Genomic DNA, 17,753 nt, shown 5'->3' with positions numbered 1-17,753 from the left:
ACGCGAAAGAACCGATCATGGCCGAAATCTCCCGTGTCGCACTGTTTGGAAAACTTAACTCGCTGTGCTACCGCGCGATCGAAAGCAGCACGGTGTTCTGCAAGCTGCGCGGCAACCCGTACGTGGAGATGGTCCACTGGGTGCACCAGATCCTGCAGCTGCAGGACTCCGACCTGCACCGCATCATCCGCCACTACGAACTGGACGCCGCCGTGCTCGCGCGCGACGTCACGGCCGCGCTGGACCGCCTGCCGCGCGGCGCCACGTCGGTGACCGACTTGTCGTCGCAGCTGGAAGAGACGGTGGAACGCGCATGGGTGTTCGGCACGCTGATGTTCGGCGAGTCGTCCGTGCGCAGCGGCCACCTGCTGTTCGGCATGCTCAAGACCTCGAACCTGCGCAACGCGCTGTACGCGATCAGCCGCCAGTTCGAGCGCGTCAAGGGCGACGATCTGTCCGACCGCTTCGGCACGCTGCTGAAGGATTCGGTGGAAGCGAAGCTCGGGGCCAGCGACGGCTTCCAGGCCGCGCCGGGCGAGGCGTCGGGCGCGATCGCGCCGGCCCAGATGGGCAAGCAGGAAGCGCTCAAGAAATTCACGGTCGACCTGACGGAACAGGCGCGCAGCGGCAAGATGGACCCGATCGTCGGCCGCGACGACGAGATCCGCCAGATGGTCGACATCCTCATGCGCCGCCGCCAGAACAACCCGATCATGATCGGCGAGGCGGGCGTCGGCAAGACGGCCGTCGTCGAAGGCTTCGCACAACGCATCGCGCGCGGCGACGTGCCTCCGAGCCTGAAAGAGGTGCAGCTGCTGGCGCTGGACGTCGGCCTGCTGCAGGCCGGCGCCAGCATGAAGGGCGAGTTCGAGCAGCGCCTGCGCTCCGTCATCGATGAAGTGCAGGCCAGCGAGAAGCCGATCATCCTGTTCATCGACGAGACCCACACGCTGGTCGGCGCCGGCGGCGCGGCCGGCACGGGCGACGCGGCCAACCTGCTGAAACCCGCGCTGGCACGCGGCACCTTGCGCACGATCGGCGCGACCACGTTCGCCGAGTACAAGAAGCACATCGAGAAGGACCCGGCGCTGACCCGCCGCTTCCAGAGCATTCAGGTCGACGAGCCGAGCGAAGAGCGCGCGATCCGCATGATGCGCGGCGTGGCGTCGACGATGGAAAAGCACCACAAGGTACAGATCCTCGACGAGGCGCTGGAAGCGGCCGTGCGGCTGTCGCACCGCTACATCCCGGCGCGCCAGCTGCCCGACAAATCCGTGAGCCTGATCGACACCGCCTGCGCGCGCGTGGCCGTGAGCCTGCACGCGACACCGGCCGAGGTGGACGACAGCCGCAAGCGCATCGACGCGCTGAACGTGGAGATGGAGATCATCCGCCGCGAAGGCGCGATCGGCATCGAGGTGGCGGGCCGCGCCCACGAGACCGAGGTCGCACTGGCGGACGAGAAGGACCGCCTGGCGGGCCTGGAGCAGCGCTGGAACGAGGAACGCGCACTGGTCGACGAACTGCTGTCGTTGCGCGCGAAGCTGCGCGACGGCGCGCAGCCGGTCGAAGGAACGGGCTCGAAACTGGAAGCGGCCGCCGGCTCGGCGCCGCCGCAGGACGACGCCGAGCGCGCCGCGCTGAAGGAGCAGCTGCAGGGCGTGCAGGCGAAACTGAGCGCGCTGCAGGGCGAGAATCCGCTGATCCTGCCGACCGTCGACTACCAGGCCGTGGCGGCCGTCGTCGGCGACTGGACCGGCATCCCCGTCGGCCGCATGGCGAAGAACGAGATGGAGACCATCCTCAACATCGCCTCCACCCTGAGCCAGCGCGTGATCGGCCAGGACCACGCGATGGAGATGATCGCCAAGCGCATCCAGACGTCGCGCGCGGGCCTGGACAATCCGAACAAGCCGATCGGCGTGTTCATGCTGGCCGGTACGTCCGGCGTCGGCAAGACGGAGACGGCGCTGGCGCTGGCCGAGGCGCTGTACGGCGGCGAGCAGAATCTCATCACCATCAACATGAGCGAGTACCAGGAAGCGCACACGGTGTCGACCTTGAAGGGTGCGCCGCCGGGCTACGTCGGCTACGGCGAGGGCGGCGTGCTGACCGAGGCGGTGCGCCGCCGGCCGTACTCGGTCGTGCTGCTCGACGAAGTGGAAAAGGCGCACCCGGACGTGCACGAGATGTTCTTCCAGGTCTTCGATAAAGGCTTCATGGAAGACGGCGAGGGCCGCTTCATCGATTTTAAAAATACCCTGATCATCCTGACGACGAACGCGGGCACGGACCTGATCGCGGGCCTGTGCAAGGACCCGGACCTGATGCCGGACCCGGACGGCATGGCCACCGCCCTGCGCGCGCCGCTGCTGAAAGTGTTCCCGCCGGCGCTGCTGGGCCGCCTCGTGACGATCCCGTACTATCCGCTGTCGGACGACATGCTGGGCAAGATCGTCAAGCTGCAGCTGAACCGCATCAAGAAGCGCGTGGAAGCGCGCTACAAGATTCCGTTCGAGTACGGCGAGGACGTGGTCAAGCTGGTGGTGTCGCGCTGCACCGAGAGCGAATCGGGTGGCCGCATGATCGATGCGATCCTGACCAACACGATGCTGCCGGACGTGAGCCGCGCGTTCCTGAACCGGATGATCGAAGGCAGCACGCCGCAGGGCGTCGCGGTCAAGGTGCAGGACGGGCAGTTCGCCTACGAATTCGCGTGAGAGCGCCAACGATTTTTTGAGCACACGCCGCACGGCGGCGACTTTGACAATTGAAGCGGCTTGCCGCAGGAGACTCCAATCATGGGAACTTGTTTAGTACCGGGCTGTAACGGCTATGCCCTCAGCGGCGACATCTGCGCACTGTGCGCCAACACCCAGCCGATCAAGAGCCTGACCAAGGCGACGGCGCTCGGGCGCGAGCGCGATGCGGAGGCGCAGAAAAAGGCGGCCACGAGCCGCGATCCGGACGCGGACGTCCTGCTCATGTGCGCGAACGGCGCATCGAAGCCGAACGACACGTTCGCCGGCGTGTGCCAGGACTACACCGACCGTTTCTTCGCCATCCTGGCCAAGGGCCCGGGCGGCGGCGCGCCCGAGCGCGTGCACGGCTGCATGGTCAACCACGACACCCAGCCGTCGGCCAACCGCACCGTGTTCTACGACTGGCAGGGCAATAACCTGCGCGTCTTCGGTGTCGGCTCTCACGCCGGCGGCGACGGTGCGGGCAACGATTCGTACGCCTTCACCTGGTTCGACGGTAAATCGAAGACGTACACACGCTGATGCCCAACCAGGTTTCGATGGGCGCGATGATGACGTGCACGTTCGGCGTTGCGCCGTCGTCGCTCGTCGTCCTGCCCAAGAACAAGGTGCTGGCGGAGGGGCCACCCGCCGCCAACATCATGGACCACATCCCGCTCGTGAACATCATGCCGTTCGGGATGTGCAACTCACCGGCCAATCCGACGGTGGCCGCCGCCACGGCCGCGGCGCTGGGCGTGCTCACGCCCATGCCCTGCGTGCCGGCGACCTCCGCGCCATGGGTGCCCGGCGCGCCCACGGTCCTCATCGCCAACATGCCGGCGCTCGACAACGTCTCCAAGTGCATGTGCAACTGGGGCGGCGTGATCGGGTTCACGAATGCCGGCACCGTCAAGACCATGATTCCTTAACCTAGTCCGCCAGCGCATGCCCATCCTGCCTACCCAAGCCAACCGCGAAGTCGCCGTCAAGACCGTCTACGGCGACGACACGCTGCTGTTCAAACGCATGCAGTGCAGCGAGGCGCTGGGCCGCCTGTCGGAGTTCCGCGTCGAACTCGCGTCCGAGCTCGACGACATCAAGATCGCCAAGGTCCTCGGCACCGGCATGACCGTGAGCGTCGACCTGCCGCAAGGCGGGAAGCGTCATTTCCACGGCATCGTGACGCGCTTTTCCTACCAGGGCTGGCGCGACGGCAAACCGTCGTATCTCGCGACCGTGCATCCGAGCCTGTGGCTGCTGACGCGTGCCACCAACTGCCGCATCTTCCAGGAAAAGAGCGCGGTCGACATCGTCAAGGCCGTCACCGGCGCGTACGGCGTGGCGATCGAGGTGGACGAATGCATGCTGTCGACCACGCCGGCGGTGCGCGAGTACTGTGTCCAGTACCGCGAGAGCGACTTCAATTTCGTCTGCCGCCTGCTGGAAGAGGAGGGCATCTACTTCTACTTCCGGCACGAGGACGGCAAGCACACGATGGTGCTGGCCGACGGCTACGGCGCGCACGTCCCGGCGAGCGGCTACGAGACCATCTCGTTCCGCGAAGAAGAAGCGGGGCGCGATCCGCTGCAGGAAGCCGTGACGCTCCTGAATCCGGGCGGCGAGATCCAGCCCAGCGTGATGGCGCTGAGCGACTTCGATTTCGAGAAGGCGTCGGCCAGCATCAATGGCGGCATGCTGGTCAAGTCGACGGTGCCCGCGCCGTTCGAGCAGGCGAGTTACGAACACTATGATTATCCCGGTCGTTACCAGGTGATGGACACGGGTAACGGCTTCGCGCGGGCGCGCATGGAGGCGCTGCACGGGCAGGGCGAACGGATCGATGCGAGCGGCAATGCGCGCGGGCTGACGACGGGCGCGCTGTTCACCCTGGCCGAGCATCCGCGCGACGACCAGAACCGCGCCTTCCTGATCACGTCGGCCGAGACGGAAATCACGGGCATCGATTACCGCTCGGACGGCGCGGGCAACGGCCTCGATTTCCGCTGCAGCTTCCAGGCGATCGGCAAGGAGCACAGCTACCGCCCGCCGGCGACCGCGCGCAAGCCGTTCGTGCAGGGGCCGCAGACGGCGATGGTGGTCGGCAAGGCGGGCGAGGAGATCTGGACCGACAAATACGGCCGCATCAAGGTGCAGTTCCACTGGGACCGCCTGGGCAAGGCGGACGAAGCCAGTTCGTGCTGGGTGCGCGTGCAGCAGGGCTGGGCCGGCAAGGGCTGGGGCATGATGTTCGTGCCGCGCATCGGCATGGAAGTCGTCGTCAGCTTCCTCGAGGGCGACCCGGACCGGCCGCTCGTGACGGGCTGCGTCTACAACAGCGACGCGATGCCGCCGTACACGCTGCCGGACGACCAGACCAGGTCGACCATCAAGTCGAACACGTCGAAGGGCGGCAACGGCTTCAACGAGATCCGCTTCGAGGACAAGAAGGACAGCGAGGAAATCTTCGTCCAGGCGGAGAAGGATTTCAATCGCGTCGTGAAGAACAACGACACGCTGAAGGTCGGCTTCGAGAAGAAGGACAAGGGCGACCAGACCATCGCGATCGCCAACGACCAGAGCCTCGACGTCGGCAACGACCGCAAGGTGCACGTGAAGAACGACCAGACGGTCGCCATCGACAACAACCTGACGACGACCGTCAAGAACGACGAGACGCGCAAGGTGGACAACAACCAGAGCGTCAAGGTCGGCAACACGATCGTCGTCGAGGCGAACACCTCGATCGAGTTGAAGGTCGGGAGCAGCAGCATCAAGATCGAGCCGGCCAAGATCACGATCAAGTCCGTGGAAATCGCGGTGCAGTCCGACGCCAACATGGAGATCAAGGCGGGCGCGATGATGCAGGTGAAGTCCGGCGCGGTGATGACCATCGAAGGCGCGCTCGTGAAGATCAATTGAGAACGTCATGCGTAACCGTATTCTATTAGGCTGCCTGATGCTGGCGACCGCCGTGGTCCGGGCCGGGGAGCCCGCGGGCGAAGGCACGCCGGCAGCGCGGGGTCAAACCGCACCGCAAACCGCGCCGCGCGCCGTGCTGACGCTGGCCGACCAGCCGCTGCGCCTGATCCGCGGCGCGGCCGTGTACAAGGCCGGCGGCGGCGTCGCGGTGCAGAAGGACGACATCCTCGAAACGGGCGACGCCGGGGCGCAGGTCGAAGCGGGCGCGGATGCCATCGTCGCCCTCGGCCCGCACAGCCGCGTGCTCGTGGCGGGCCTGGCGCCCGCGGCCGGGTCGGCCGTCGAGATGGAGTTGCTGCAGGGCTGGCTCAAGGTGTACGCCAAGGGCCGCCGCGCGGTCGTCGTCACGCCCGCGCTGCAGGTGACGCTCGCATCCGGTTCGACGATCGTGCACGCGGGCGGCGGCCAGGATGCCGTGTTCGCGGAAGAGGGCGAGCAGCAGGTCGCGCGCGTGGACGAAAAGGGAAAGGCGGGCGCCGTGCTCAAGCTGCCTGCCGAACAATACGCCGGCGTCGACGCCGGCAAGCCGCAACCGGTCGCGGGCCGCCCGCCCCATGCCTTCGTGAGCGCGATGCCGCCGCCCTTCCGCGACCATCTGGCGCAGGCGCCGGTCGTGAAGAACGCCGGCAAGGTGCCGCCTTCGAAAGAGCGCGAGGCCGATTTCGCCGACGTCGACGACTGGCTGGCGTCGGCGCTGCCGGCGCGCCGGCGCTTCGTGGCGCGCTTCAGGCCGCGCCTGTCCGACCCCGGCTTCCGCAAGCAGCTCGACCGCGCGCTCGGCCAAGGCGCCGACTGGAAGCCGGTGCTGCACCCGGTCCGGCCGACCGGCGGTTCGCTGTTCTGACGCCGGACGACACAGAATTCAATCAGGAGAACCCATCATGAAACTTACGATCGCCGCCAAATTCAACCTGGTGTTCGTGTCGATCTTTGCCGTCGGCTTCCTCGCCGCCGGCGTCGTCGCGGACCGCCTGCTCAAGCAAAGCGCGCGCGAGGAAACCCTGCAGAACGCACGCCTGCTGCTGGAAGCGGCCAAGAGCGTGCGCGGCTACACGGCCAGCCAGATCCAGCCGCTGCTGAAGAACCAGATGAAGTTCGAGTTCCACCCGCAGTCGGTGCCGTCGTATTCCGCCGTCGAAAACCTGAACGTGATCTTGAAGTCCTACCCCGACTTCGCGTACAAGGAAGCGACGCTGAACCCGACCAACCTGCGCGACAAGGCGTCGGACTGGGAGGTCGACGTCATACAGACGCTGCGCAACAAGCCGGACATGAAGGAATTCGTCGGCGAGCGCGACACCGCGACGGGCCACAGCCTGTACATCGCGCGCCCGCTGCAGATCAAGGACCCCGTGTGCCTGAGCTGCCACACGACGGCCGCCGACGCGCCGAAGACGATGGTCGACATCTACGGCCCGAACAACGGCTTCGGCTGGAAGCTGAACGAAGTGGTGGGCGCGCAGGTGATCTCGGTGCCGATGGCCGTGCCGCTCGCGCGCGCCAGTTCGATCTTCAAGACCTTCATGCTGTCGCTGTTCGGCGTGTTCGTCGCCGTCTTCATCGCGCTGAACGTGATGGTGCACCTGTTCGTCACGCGCCGCATCAAGCGCCTGGCCTTCGTCGCCGACGACGTCAGCATGGGCAAGTTCGAGGCCGACGAATTCGACGTCAAGGGCAACGACGAGATCAGCGGCCTGGGTCGCTCGTTCAACCGCATGCGCACCAGTCTCGCCAGCGCATTGAAGATGCTGGAAGAGTAACGCAGGACAGCAAATGGCAACAATCGACAAGATCGGCAAGTACCGCATCGACGGCGTGCTGGGCAGCGGCGCCATGGGGGTGGTGTACAAGGCATTCGACGCCGACATCGCGCGCACGGTCGCGCTCAAGACGATCCGGCACGAGCTGCTGGACGGATTGCAGGACGGGCTGCAGGACAGCGACATCGTCGCGCGCTTCCGCAACGAGGCGCAGGCCTCGGGGCGCCTCGTGCACCCGAACATCGTGGCCGTGTACGACTTCGGCGCCTACGGCGACACGACGTACATCGCGATGGAATACGTGGACGGCACGTCGCTGAACGCCTTCCTCGTCAAGGACGTGCCGATGGACCTCGCCGCCAGCATCACCTGCATCACGCAGCTGCTGCGCGCGCTCGACTACGCGCATGCGCGCGGCGTCGTCCACCGCGACATCAAGCCGGCCAACATCCTCATCACCGGCGACGCCCAGGTCAAGATCACCGACTTCGGCATCGCCAAGATCGAGTCCTCGACCTTGACGCAGGTGGGCGCCGTGATCGGCACGCCCAGCTACATGTCGCCCGAACAGTTCAAGGGCGAGACCGTCGACGGCCGCTCCGACCTGTTCGCCGTCGGCATCGTGCTGTACCAGATGTTGACGGGCGCGCGGCCGTTCAGCGGGCCGGCGTCGACCGTCATGCATCAGATCATCCACGAGATGCCGCCGCGGCCCAGCGAGCGCCAGCCGTCGCTGCATCCGGCCTTCGACACCGTGCTGGCCAAGGCCATGGCCAAGCGCACCGAAGACCGCTTCCCGAATGCGCTGGCCTTCCTGGACGCCTTGAGCGCCGCGTATATGCAGCAGACGGGCGGCGTGCCGCTCACCGACGAGGACAACGAACGCACGGTGCTCGCGTTCCAGCGGCCGGCCGTGCCTGAGCCGGCGCGGCCCGCGCATCCGGCCAGCACGTCGCAGCACGGCAGCATGCCCGCGGCGACGGGCAGCGCGTCCGGCCTCACCGGTGCGGCGCCGCCATGGCTGCAGGGCCTCGCGCCCGAGTTGCAGACGGCGTTGTCGACGCAGATCGGCCCCGTGGCGAAACTGGTGCTCAAGAACGCCGCGCGCGACGCCGTCGACCTGGACGACCTGTGCGACAAGCTGTTGCCGCACATCGGCTCGGATGCTGGGCGCGCGCAGTTCCAGGACAGCATCCGCGACATCAAGAAGAAGCACGGCCTTTCCACGCTGTCGACGATGAGCGGCCGCAGCCAGGCGGGCGCCGTCAGGACCGGCACGCAGCTGACGCAGATGACCGGCATGCCCACGCTGCTGCAACTGAGCCCCGAGCTGATGGACGCGGCGCAGATGAAGCTCGCCGTGTACGTGGGCCCGATCGCCAAGGTGCTGGCCAAGCGCGCGTCCAAGATAACGGGGAACGTCGACGAGTTCTATCGCCTGCTGGCCGAGAACCTGCCGGACCCGCAGGAACGGGCGCGCTTCCTCAAGGAAGTGAGCAAGGGCTGAGTGTTTGGGTTTCAACAAAATGCAACTGTATAATCGTTCGATCATCCCAGGACTCCAATGCCCATCATTCTGAGCGTCTACACGTACCGCAACGCGGCGCCGGCACAGGTGCTGACGCGGCGCTTCGATCGCCTGGGCGGCGCCATCGGCCGCGCGCCCGGCAATGACCTGGTGCTCGACGATCCCGGCAAATACATCTCGCGCCTGCATGCGCGCGTCGAGTACCGCGACGACGCGTTCTGGCTCGTCGACGTCGGCAGCAACCCGAGCCTCGTGAACGACCGCCCCGTCGGCGCCGGCCGCCCGGTGCAGCTGGAAGACGGCGACCGCGTCACCATCGGCGACTATCAACTGCTCGCCAGCGTGGAAAGCGAGGCGACGGCGTTCATGCCCGCCGCGCCGGCCCCGGTTGCGTCACCCTTGCCGCCGTCGCCGCTGCAGATGCAACCCGCGCCGGCCGCCGTCACGCCGGAGCTGCCCATGAATCCGGACGATTCGCTGGCCAGCGCCGGCATCCTCGACGTCGGCGGCGATCCTTTGAGCCCCAGCTTCGATCCGCTCGGCCTGAACCTGTTCGGCAGTCCGGCGCCGGCCGCCGCGCCGAGCGTGCCGGCGTGGCGCGGCGCCGAGAGCGACCACGTGCCGCCGGAGCAGTTGCCGTTCGCGCCGCCGCCGCATGTGCCGCAAGCCGTCCCGCAGCCCGCGCCGGCGTCGCATTTCGCGCCGCCGCCGGTCGTGGCGCAGCCGCAGCCGCAAGCGCTACCGTCGATGGCGATCCCGGACGATTACGATCCCCTGGCGGACTTTTTGCCGCCGCGCGTGCAGACGGTGCCGGCACTGCCGGCCGCGCCGCCGGTCGCGCAGATGCCGCCCGCCATGCCGGCCGACGAGGCCGAGGCGACGACATTCGCGCCCGCCGCGCCGGCCGTGATGCCGGTGCCTGCCGCGCCGCCGGCGCCGCCGCCGCGCCCCGAACCGGCGCCCGAACCCGACCCTGCGCCGGCGGCGTTCGCGCCGCCACCCGTCGTCACCGCCGCGCCGCCGGCACCGGCACCGGCACCGGCACCGGCACAGACGATGCCGCGCGCGGCGGCCGGCAAGGCCGCGGACGATCCCGTGATCCAGGCCCTGATGCGCGGCCTGGGCCTGACGGAACTGAGCACGAAGCGCAGCGCCGAGGAGATCGCGGAAATGGCGGGCGCCATGCTGCGCGAAGCGACGTCCGGCACGATGGGCGTGCTGATGGGCCGCGCCATGACCAAGCGCGAAAGCCGGCTGGACATGACGATGATCGGCGCCGCCGCCAACAACCCGCTGAAATTCTTCCCCGACGCCGACAGTGCACTGACGCAGATGATGGGCGGGACGATGCCCGGCTATATGTCGCCGCCGCGCGCGTTCGCCAACGCATTCGACGACCTGAAGGCGCACGAGCTGGCGATCATGGCCGGCATGCGCGCCGCGCTGGCCGGCGTGCTCGAACGTTTCGACCCGGCCGCCATCGAGGCGCGGCTGCAGGTGCCGACCGTGATGGACAAGATGCTCGCATCGAACCGCAAGGCCAAGATGTGGGACCGGATGGTCGAGCTGTACGCGCAAATGGCCAGTGAGGCCGACAGCGATTTCCACCGCCTGTTCGGCGAAGCCTTCGGCAAGGCCTACGAGGAACAGGTCGCGCTGCTGCGCCAGGCGCGCCGCTGAACTCCAATCAACCGATACTCAACCCCTGCCTACGAATGTCCTGGAATAGTAAAGTCATCTGGTCGGAGGGCATGCTGCTGCAGCCCCAGCACCTGCAACAGCACGACCGCTACCTGCACAGCGTGATCGAACAACGCGTCGCGGGCGTGCGCGCCTACGCGTGGGGCTTCACGAAGCTGGTCATCGACGAACAACTGCTGGCCCAGGGCAAGCTCGCGCTGCTGGCGGCGAGCGCCGTGCTCCCGGACGGCACGACGCTGAACCTGCCGCAGGACGGCGCGCTGCCCGAGCCGCTCGACGTTCCCGAGGATGCGCGCGACGTGCTGATCGTACTGGCGCTGCCGCTGCGCCGCATGGGCATCGCGGAGACGAGCGACGAGCCTGGCCCCGACAACTTCGCGCGCCACCGTCCCGTCGACTACGAGGCGATGGACAGCAATGGCCTCGACAACAGCGCGCTGATGCAGGTGGGCAGCCTGCGCCTGCGCGTCGCGCTCGAGAAGGATGTCGCCAACGCCTACACGACACTCGGCATCGCGCGCGTGATCGAGCGCCGGCCGGACAACCGCGTCGTGCTCGATCCGTCCTACTGCCCGCCGTGCCTGGACTTCCGCGTCGCGCCGCGCCTGTCGTCCTTCGCCGATGAATTGGTGGGCCTGTTGAACCAGCGCGCGCAGGCGCTGGCGGGGCGGCTCAGCCAGCCCGGTGTCGCCGGCGCCGCCGAGATCGCGGACTTCCTGATGCTGCAACTCTTGAACCGCAGCCTGCCGCTGTTCGGCCACCTGGCCGGCATGACGGGCCTGCATCCGGAGCGCCTGTATGCGGAACTGGCCCAATTGGCGGGCGAACTGTCGACGTTCAGCCGCCCCGATAAACGCGCCGTGCCGTATCCCGTGTATCGCCACGACCGGTTGAGCGAGAGCTTCGCGCCGCTGATCGAGGACGTGCGCGCGGCGCTGTCGCTCGTCGTCGATCCGCGCGCCGTCGCGCTCGCGCTGGAAGAACGCCAGTTCGGCATCCGCGTCGCCGTCGTGCCGGACAAGGAGCTGCTGCGCGCCGCCACATTCGTGCTCGCGGTGAACGCGCATATGCCGCCGGAAGCCGTGCGCAGCGGCTTCCCGGCCATGGTCAAGATCGGGTCGATCGAAAAGATCCGCGACCTGGTCAACCTGCAGCTGCCCGGCATCGCCCTGCGCGCGCTGCCCGTGGCGCCGCGCCAGTTGCCGTTCCACGCCGGCTACACCTATTTTGAACTCGACAAGACCGGCGAGCACTGGGCCCAGCTGCAGAATTCCGTCGGCTTCGCGATGCACATCCCGAACGAGTACCCGGGGCTGCAGATGGAGTTCTGGGCAATCCGCAAGTAATCAGGAGGACCGCTCGAGCGGTCCCACGAACCAGGAGGACCGCACGTGAGCGATCCCACTAACCCGATGCAGGACCCCGACCGCACCGTGCTCGTTCCCGCACCCGGCGGGCGCCGCACGGCGCCGTCCCAGCCGCCGGCCACGCCGGCTGCGCCAGGTACTACACCGCCGCCGCGTCCCGCGCACGGCGATGCGCCGGCCCAGCTCCATGGCGCGGGCCTGAACCCGCTCGTGCGCGCCGCGAATCCGCTGCTCGACCTCGTGCCGCCGCTGCGCCGCATGGCGTCGCATCCGGACGTCGAGGCGCTGCGCATGCAGCTGATTCAAGCGATCAAGACGTTCGAAGCGTCCGCGAAAGCCGCGCACGTGGAGCACGACCAGATCGCGGCCGCGCGCTACGCGCTGTGCACCCTGCTGGACGAGACCATCTCGTCGACGCCGTGGGGCGGTGGCGGCGTGTGGGCCAGCCGCAGCCTGCTCGTGGCGTTCCATAACGAAGCGTTCGGCGGCGAGAAATTCTTCCTGATCCTGCAAAAGCTGTCGCAGGCGCCGAAGGCGAACGTCCAGGCGCTGGAGCTGATGTATCTGTGCCTCGCGCTCGGCCTGGAAGGGCGGTATCGCGTCATCGACAACGGCCGCAGCCAGCTGGATGCGCTGCGCGAACGCCTGCAGCAGCTGATCGCCCAGCAGAAGGCGCCCGTCGAAGCCGAGCTGTCGCCGCACTGGAAGGGCGCCACCGGCAAGGGCGAGCCTTTATGGCGCATGGTCCCCGTGTGGATCATGGCGGCAAGCGCCGCCGTCATCCTCATCCTGCTGCAGCTCTTCCTCGGCCACCGGCTGGGCAGCGCATCCGATCCGGTGTTCGCCAATCTGCTGTCGCTGAAGACGGCGCCGCCGCCCGTGGCTGCGCCGCCGGCACCGGCACCGACCGTGCCGCGCCTGGCCGGCTTCCTCGCGCCCGAGATCGCGCAGGGCCTCGTCACCGTCGTCGACAGCGCCGACCGCTCCGTCGTCACCCTGCGCGGCGACGGCGTGTTCGCGTCCGGCAGCGGCGACGTGTCCGGCGCCTATCGCGGCCTGTTGCAGCGCATCGGCGACGCACTGAAGACCGTGCCCGGCAAGGTGATCGTCGTGGGCCACACGGATAACACCAAGCCCGGACTGTCGGCGCGCTTCCCGTCCAACTACGAACTCTCGAAGGCCCGTGCGACCGCCGTGCGCGACCTGCTGGCCGAACGCGCCGGGCCCGAAGCCCGCTACAGCGTGGAAGGCCGCGGCGATTCGGAGCCGCTCGCGACCAACGACACGCCGGCCGGCCGCTCGCGCAACCGCCGCGTGGAGATCGTCCTGCTGACGCCCGCCGCCGCGAACTGAGACCAACACGAAAACCGACCCGCAATGAAAAAGTTCTTCACCTGGCTGATCAAGCCCGCCGTGCTGGCCTTCCTGGGCGTGCTGCTGCTCGCGCTGGTCATCTGGTTCGAGGCGCCGCTGGTGTCCTACGACGGCCACTATCCGTTCGCATCGGAGACGGTGCGCTGGACCTTCATCCTCATCTTCTTCGCTGTCTGGGCCGGCTGGCTGGGCTGGCGCTGGTTCAAGGCCTGGCGCGCCAATCGCGCATTGATGAAGAGCGTGGCCGGCGCGGACGAACAGCCCGCCGCCGCGGCGCCGCCGGAAGGCGCGGCCGAAGTCGCGCAACTGAACAAGCGCATGCAGGACGCCATCGCCATCCTGAAGAAATCGAAGACAGGCGGCAAGGGCGGCCTGTACCAGCTGCCGTGGTATATGTTCATCGGCGCGCCGGGCAGCGGCAAGACGACGGCGCTGACGCAGTCCGGCCTGAAATTCCCGCTCGCCGACGCGCTGGGCAAAGGTGGCGTCAAAGGCGTGGGCGGCACGCGCAACTGCGACTGGTGGTTCACCGACGACGCCGTGCTGCTCGATACGGCGGGCCGCTACACGACGCAGGACAGCAACGCCGGCGCCGACAAGGCCGCGTGGACGGGCTTCCTGCAACTGCTCAAGAAATACCGCCGCCGCCGACCGATCAACGGCGTCATCGTGACCGTGCCCCTGAGCGACCTGCTGCAGGACACCGACGCGGGCCGCCAGGCGCAGGCCCAGGCGCTGCGCGACCGCATCAAGGAACTGCACGACCAGCTGGGCGTGCGCTTCCCCGTCTACGTGCTCGTAACGAAGTGCGACCTGCTGGGCGGCTTCGTCGAATACTTCGAGGCGCTGGGCCGCGAGGAGCGCGCGCAGGTGTGGGGCATGACCTTCCCGCTGCAGGACGGCGCCGATGGCGACGCCGCGCTGGCCGCGTTCCCCACCGAATTCGAACAGCTCGAACAGCGCCTGCAGGAACGCGTGCTGGCGCGCATGCAGCAGGAGCGCGACCCGCACAAGCGCGCGCTGATCTACAGCTTCCCGCAGCAGTTCGCCGGCATCCAGGATGTTTTAAAACGCTTCCTGGACGACGTGTTCGCATCGAACCGCTACGAACGCGAGGCGCTGCTGCGCGGCGTCTACTTCAGCAGCGGCACGCAGGAAGGCAGTCCGCTCGACCGCGTGATGAGCGCGATGGCTGCCTCGTTCGGCCTGGAGCGCCAGGCGCTGGCGCCGAACGCCGCCAGCGGCCGCAGCTACTTCATCACGAACCTGCTGCAGCAGGTGATGTTCCCCGAGGCCGAACTGGCCGGCGTGAACCACGCGCTGGAAAAGCGCCGGCGCGTGCTGCAATGGGGTTCGGTGGCCGCCATCGCCGTCGCCTTCGTGCTGCTGGGCGCCGGCATGATCACGAGCTATGCGCGCAACCGGGCGTACGTCGCCGACATGGAAGCGAAATCGGCCGCCATCGCCAAGCAGGTGGCGGCATTGCCCGCGCAGGGATCGACCGTGCAGCTGCTTCCCGTGCTGGACGCGCTGCGCACGCTGCCGGGCGGCTACGACGACCGCGACAAGGGCGCGCCCTTGTTGATGCGCTTCGGCCTGTACCAGGGCGACAAATTGGGCGAGGCCGCGCGCATCGCCTACCGCAAGGTCTTGCAGGACACGCTGCTGCCGCGCCTGCAGCAGCGCATGGAAGACCAGTTGCGCCGCAACGGCGCCAACAGCCCCGAGTACCTGTACGAAGTCCTGCGCGTTTATCTGATGCTGGGCGACGCGAGCCGCTTCGACGCCGAATCCGTCGCGGCGTGGGCGGCGCTGGACGACGCGCGCAACCTGAAGGACGCGAGCGACGACCAGAAGCAATCCCTGGCCGCGCACGAGCTGGCGCTGATGGAAAACTTCCGCGACGGCCAGGCGATGCCGCGGCTCGATCCGCAGCTGATCAGCGATACGCGCCTGACCCTCGCGCGCATGCCGCTCGAACAGCGCGTCTACAATCGCCTGAAACGCCAGCTGCTGCGCGAGAAGCTGCCCGAGTTCAGCCCCGCGGGCGCGGGCGGGCGCGAGGCCGCGAACGTCTTCGTGCGCAAGAGCGGAGAACCCATCACGCGCGGCGTGAACGGCATGTTCTCGCCGGCCGGCTACGCCAAATTCCTCGCGATGAGCAACGAGGCCGTCGACGACGTCGAGAAGGAGCGCTGGGTGCTGGCGCAGCAGGAAGCGACGCAGGCCGGCAACCGCGACCAGGTCCGCCAGGCCGTGCTGCGCCTGTACTACGACGACTACATCGCGCAGTGGGACGCGCTGCTGGCCGACGTGAGCCTGCGTCCGTTCGGCACGCTGGAGCAGGGCGCGCGCACCACCAATCTGCTGTCCGGCGCGGATTCGCCGATGCGTAAATTCCTCGTCGCGGCCAGCAAGGAAACGACGCTGGGCGGCACGAAGGAGCCGCTGGCGGCGTCCGTGACGGCGGCCGTCAAGGGCAAGCTGGACGCGTACAAGAAGAAGCTGGAAAGCGCGATGGCGAGCGATGACAGCGCGCCGGCGGCCCCCGCGAAATCCGCGAACCCGGTCGACGCGCACTTCGACGACCTGCACAAGATGACGGCGGGTACCCCGTCGCCGCTGGACCAGACGCTGGGCATGCTGAAGGACGTCGCCGTCTACCTGGACAGCGCCGCCGCCGCCAAGCGCACGGGCGCCCCGCCGCCGCCGGGCGACGCACTCGCCAAGGTGAAGCTGGAAGCGGACGGCAAGCCGGCGCCGCTGGGCACGATGCTGAAGTCGATCGACAGCGGCGGCGCGGGCCTCACGTCCGGCAGCGAACGCGAACGCCTGAATGCCTTGTGGACCGCGGGCCCCGCGCAGTTCTGCCGCCAGGCCGTCGCGGGCCGCTACCCGATCGTCAAGTCCGCCGCGCAGGACGTCACCGCCGACGACTTCGGCAAGCTGTTCGCGCCGGGTGGCCTGATCGACGACTTCTTCGCGAAGAACCTCGCCCAATACGTCGACATGGGCGGCGCCCAGTGGCGCTGGCGCGCGACGGCGAACGACAGCACGCTCGGCATCCCGCAAGCCACGCTCGACGCATTCCAGCGCGCCGCAAAAATCCGCGACGCGTTCTTCGCGAACGGCGGCCGCCAGGCGTCGATGCGCTTCGACCTGAAGCCGGTGTCGCTTGATCCTGCGATCACCAAGTTCGTGCTCGATATCGATGGGCAGGTTCTGACCGCCGCGCCGGGTGCGTTGTCCGCTGCATCGTTCCAGCTGCCGAGCGGGAAGGGCGGGGGGCAGGTGCGTCTCGACGTCACGCCCGCGAGCGCGCACGGCACGCTGCACACGGAAGGCCCATGGGCGTGGTTCCGCATGCTCGACAAGGCGACCGTGGTGCCCACGGCGCAGGGTGAGCGCTACAACGTGACGTTCGACGCCGACGGCCGCAAGGCCGCGCTGGAACTGACCGCGAGCAGCGTCGTCAACCCGTTCCGCCGCGCCGTGCTGGAACAGTTCCGCTGCGTGGACAAGCTGTGACCGGGTACTTCGGCAAGGTTTCTACGCTCGGCGACTTCGTATCGCGCGGGCTGCCCGACGGGCTGGTCGCGGCGTGGGATGGGTGGCTGCAGCAATGCATTCACGCGAGCCAGCAGCAGCTTGGGGATCAGTGGCTCGATCACTACCTCACCAGTCCCGTGTGGCGGTTTGCGATCGCGCCCGGCATTCTCGGTCCCGAAGGATTGGGTGGCGTGATGATGCCCAGCGTCGATCGCGTCGGGCGTTATTTTCCACTGATGATAGCCGCCGTCGGGGCGCCGCCATTGTTGGACTGGTTTCACAAACACGGCGCGTGGTATGACGCGGTCGAGGATCTGGCGCGGGCGTCGCTGGATCCGGCGTTCAGGTTGGCGCAGTTTGATGAGCTGCCGGCGCCGGCATTGATTGATGCCGCACAGGCCGCGCCTCCCGACGGGGCGTGGCGGTTTGCACTGGACGAGGGTGTCGGCGAACGCGTCGCTGCGGTTGCGTTGCAGGGGCATAGTCTGTGGTGGACGGACGGGGCGCCAGGGGTGGCGCCGTCGATGCTCATGTGTGCTGGGGTGCCGCGGGCGCAGCGGTTTACGGCGATGCTGGATGCGCGTTAGCGTCGATCGAAGCGATATACGTTGGATGTAGTGCTTGCTAAAGGGTGCCATCGGCCAGGAGCGGTCATCGACTGCCTTCATAATTGTAGCGCGCCTTGGTCAATAGACCGGTGTTCACGGGTAATCTAGACATAATAGTTATTGGTGCTTGTTCTCGATCAGTC

Annotated in this window: 12 protein-coding genes; all 12 read left to right on the top strand. The window is 67.8% G+C overall.

What is annotated here, in order from left to right; genetic code table 11:
* Nucleotides 1-17 precede the first annotated feature (17 nt).
* The 12 genes from tssH to tagF all read left to right on the top strand — a co-directional run bounded on the left by tssH (nucleotide 18) and on the right by tagF (nucleotide 17,589).
* A complete protein-coding gene (tssH, locus tag U9J41_RS08185; RefSeq protein ID WP_322401724.1) occupies nucleotides 18-2,720 on the top strand; it encodes a type VI secretion system ATPase TssH in 2,703 nt (900 codons plus the stop codon).
* 81 nt (nucleotides 2,721-2,801) lie between these two features.
* Nucleotides 2,802-3,284: a hypothetical protein gene (locus tag U9J41_RS08180; protein WP_322401723.1), complete on the top strand. Its 483-nt coding sequence runs from the start codon at nucleotides 2,802-2,804 to the stop codon at nucleotides 3,282-3,284.
* The gene (locus U9J41_RS08175) at nucleotides 3,284-3,673 is read left to right on the top strand and encodes a DUF4280 domain-containing protein (protein ID WP_322401722.1); all 390 of its coding nucleotides are present in this window, start codon (nucleotides 3,284-3,286) and stop codon (nucleotides 3,671-3,673) included. Before U9J41_RS08180 ends, U9J41_RS08175 begins: the two co-directional genes overlap by 1 nt.
* A gap of 16 nt (nucleotides 3,674-3,689) precedes the next feature.
* On the top strand, nucleotides 3,690-5,663 hold the full coding sequence (locus U9J41_RS08170; RefSeq protein ID WP_322401721.1) for a type VI secretion system Vgr family protein: 1,974 nt from the start codon (nucleotides 3,690-3,692) through the stop codon (nucleotides 5,661-5,663).
* A 7-nt stretch (nucleotides 5,664-5,670) separates the two neighbouring features.
* Complete coding sequence (locus U9J41_RS08165) at nucleotides 5,671-6,567, top strand: hypothetical protein (RefSeq protein ID WP_322401720.1); 897 nt, start codon at nucleotides 5,671-5,673, stop codon at nucleotides 6,565-6,567.
* Between the two features lie 37 nt (nucleotides 6,568-6,604).
* The gene (locus U9J41_RS08160; RefSeq protein ID WP_322401719.1) at nucleotides 6,605-7,483 is read left to right on the top strand and encodes a c-type heme family protein; all 879 of its coding nucleotides are present in this window, start codon (nucleotides 6,605-6,607) and stop codon (nucleotides 7,481-7,483) included.
* 13 nt (nucleotides 7,484-7,496) lie between these two features.
* Nucleotides 7,497-8,990 carry a serine/threonine-protein kinase gene (locus U9J41_RS08155; RefSeq protein ID WP_322401718.1) on the top strand — a complete coding sequence of 498 codons (1,494 nt, stop codon included), beginning with the start codon at nucleotides 7,497-7,499 and terminating at the stop codon, nucleotides 8,988-8,990.
* A gap of 57 nt (nucleotides 8,991-9,047) precedes the next feature.
* The gene (tagH, locus tag U9J41_RS08150) at nucleotides 9,048-10,691 is read left to right on the top strand and encodes a type VI secretion system-associated FHA domain protein TagH (RefSeq protein WP_322401717.1); all 1,644 of its coding nucleotides are present in this window, start codon (nucleotides 9,048-9,050) and stop codon (nucleotides 10,689-10,691) included.
* A gap of 35 nt (nucleotides 10,692-10,726) precedes the next feature.
* Nucleotides 10,727-12,058, top strand: a complete 1,332-nt coding sequence (tssK, locus tag U9J41_RS08145) for a type VI secretion system baseplate subunit TssK (RefSeq protein ID WP_322401716.1) — start codon at nucleotides 10,727-10,729, stop codon at nucleotides 12,056-12,058.
* A gap of 45 nt (nucleotides 12,059-12,103) precedes the next feature.
* Entirely contained in the window at nucleotides 12,104-13,432 is a 1,329-nt protein-coding gene (locus tag U9J41_RS08140; protein WP_322401715.1) for a DotU family type VI secretion system protein, read from the top strand.
* A 24-nt stretch (nucleotides 13,433-13,456) separates the two neighbouring features.
* A complete protein-coding gene (gene tssM / locus U9J41_RS08135; protein ID WP_322401714.1) occupies nucleotides 13,457-16,981 on the top strand; it encodes a type VI secretion system membrane subunit TssM in 3,525 nt (1,174 codons plus the stop codon).
* Nucleotides 16,978-17,589 carry a type VI secretion system-associated protein TagF gene (gene tagF / locus U9J41_RS08130; protein WP_322401713.1) on the top strand — a complete coding sequence of 204 codons (612 nt, stop codon included), beginning with the start codon at nucleotides 16,978-16,980 and terminating at the stop codon, nucleotides 17,587-17,589. The genes tssM and tagF overlap by 4 nt, the downstream gene beginning before the upstream one ends.
* The last annotated feature ends 164 nt before the right edge of the window (nucleotides 17,590-17,753 follow it).

It is taken from the genome of Massilia luteola (assembly GCF_034420155.1).
GTDB lineage: Bacteria > Pseudomonadota > Gammaproteobacteria > Burkholderiales > Burkholderiaceae_D > Telluria > Telluria luteola.
Note: the sequence above shows the minus strand (reverse complement) of the source record. Positions and strands in the feature narration are given on the sequence as shown.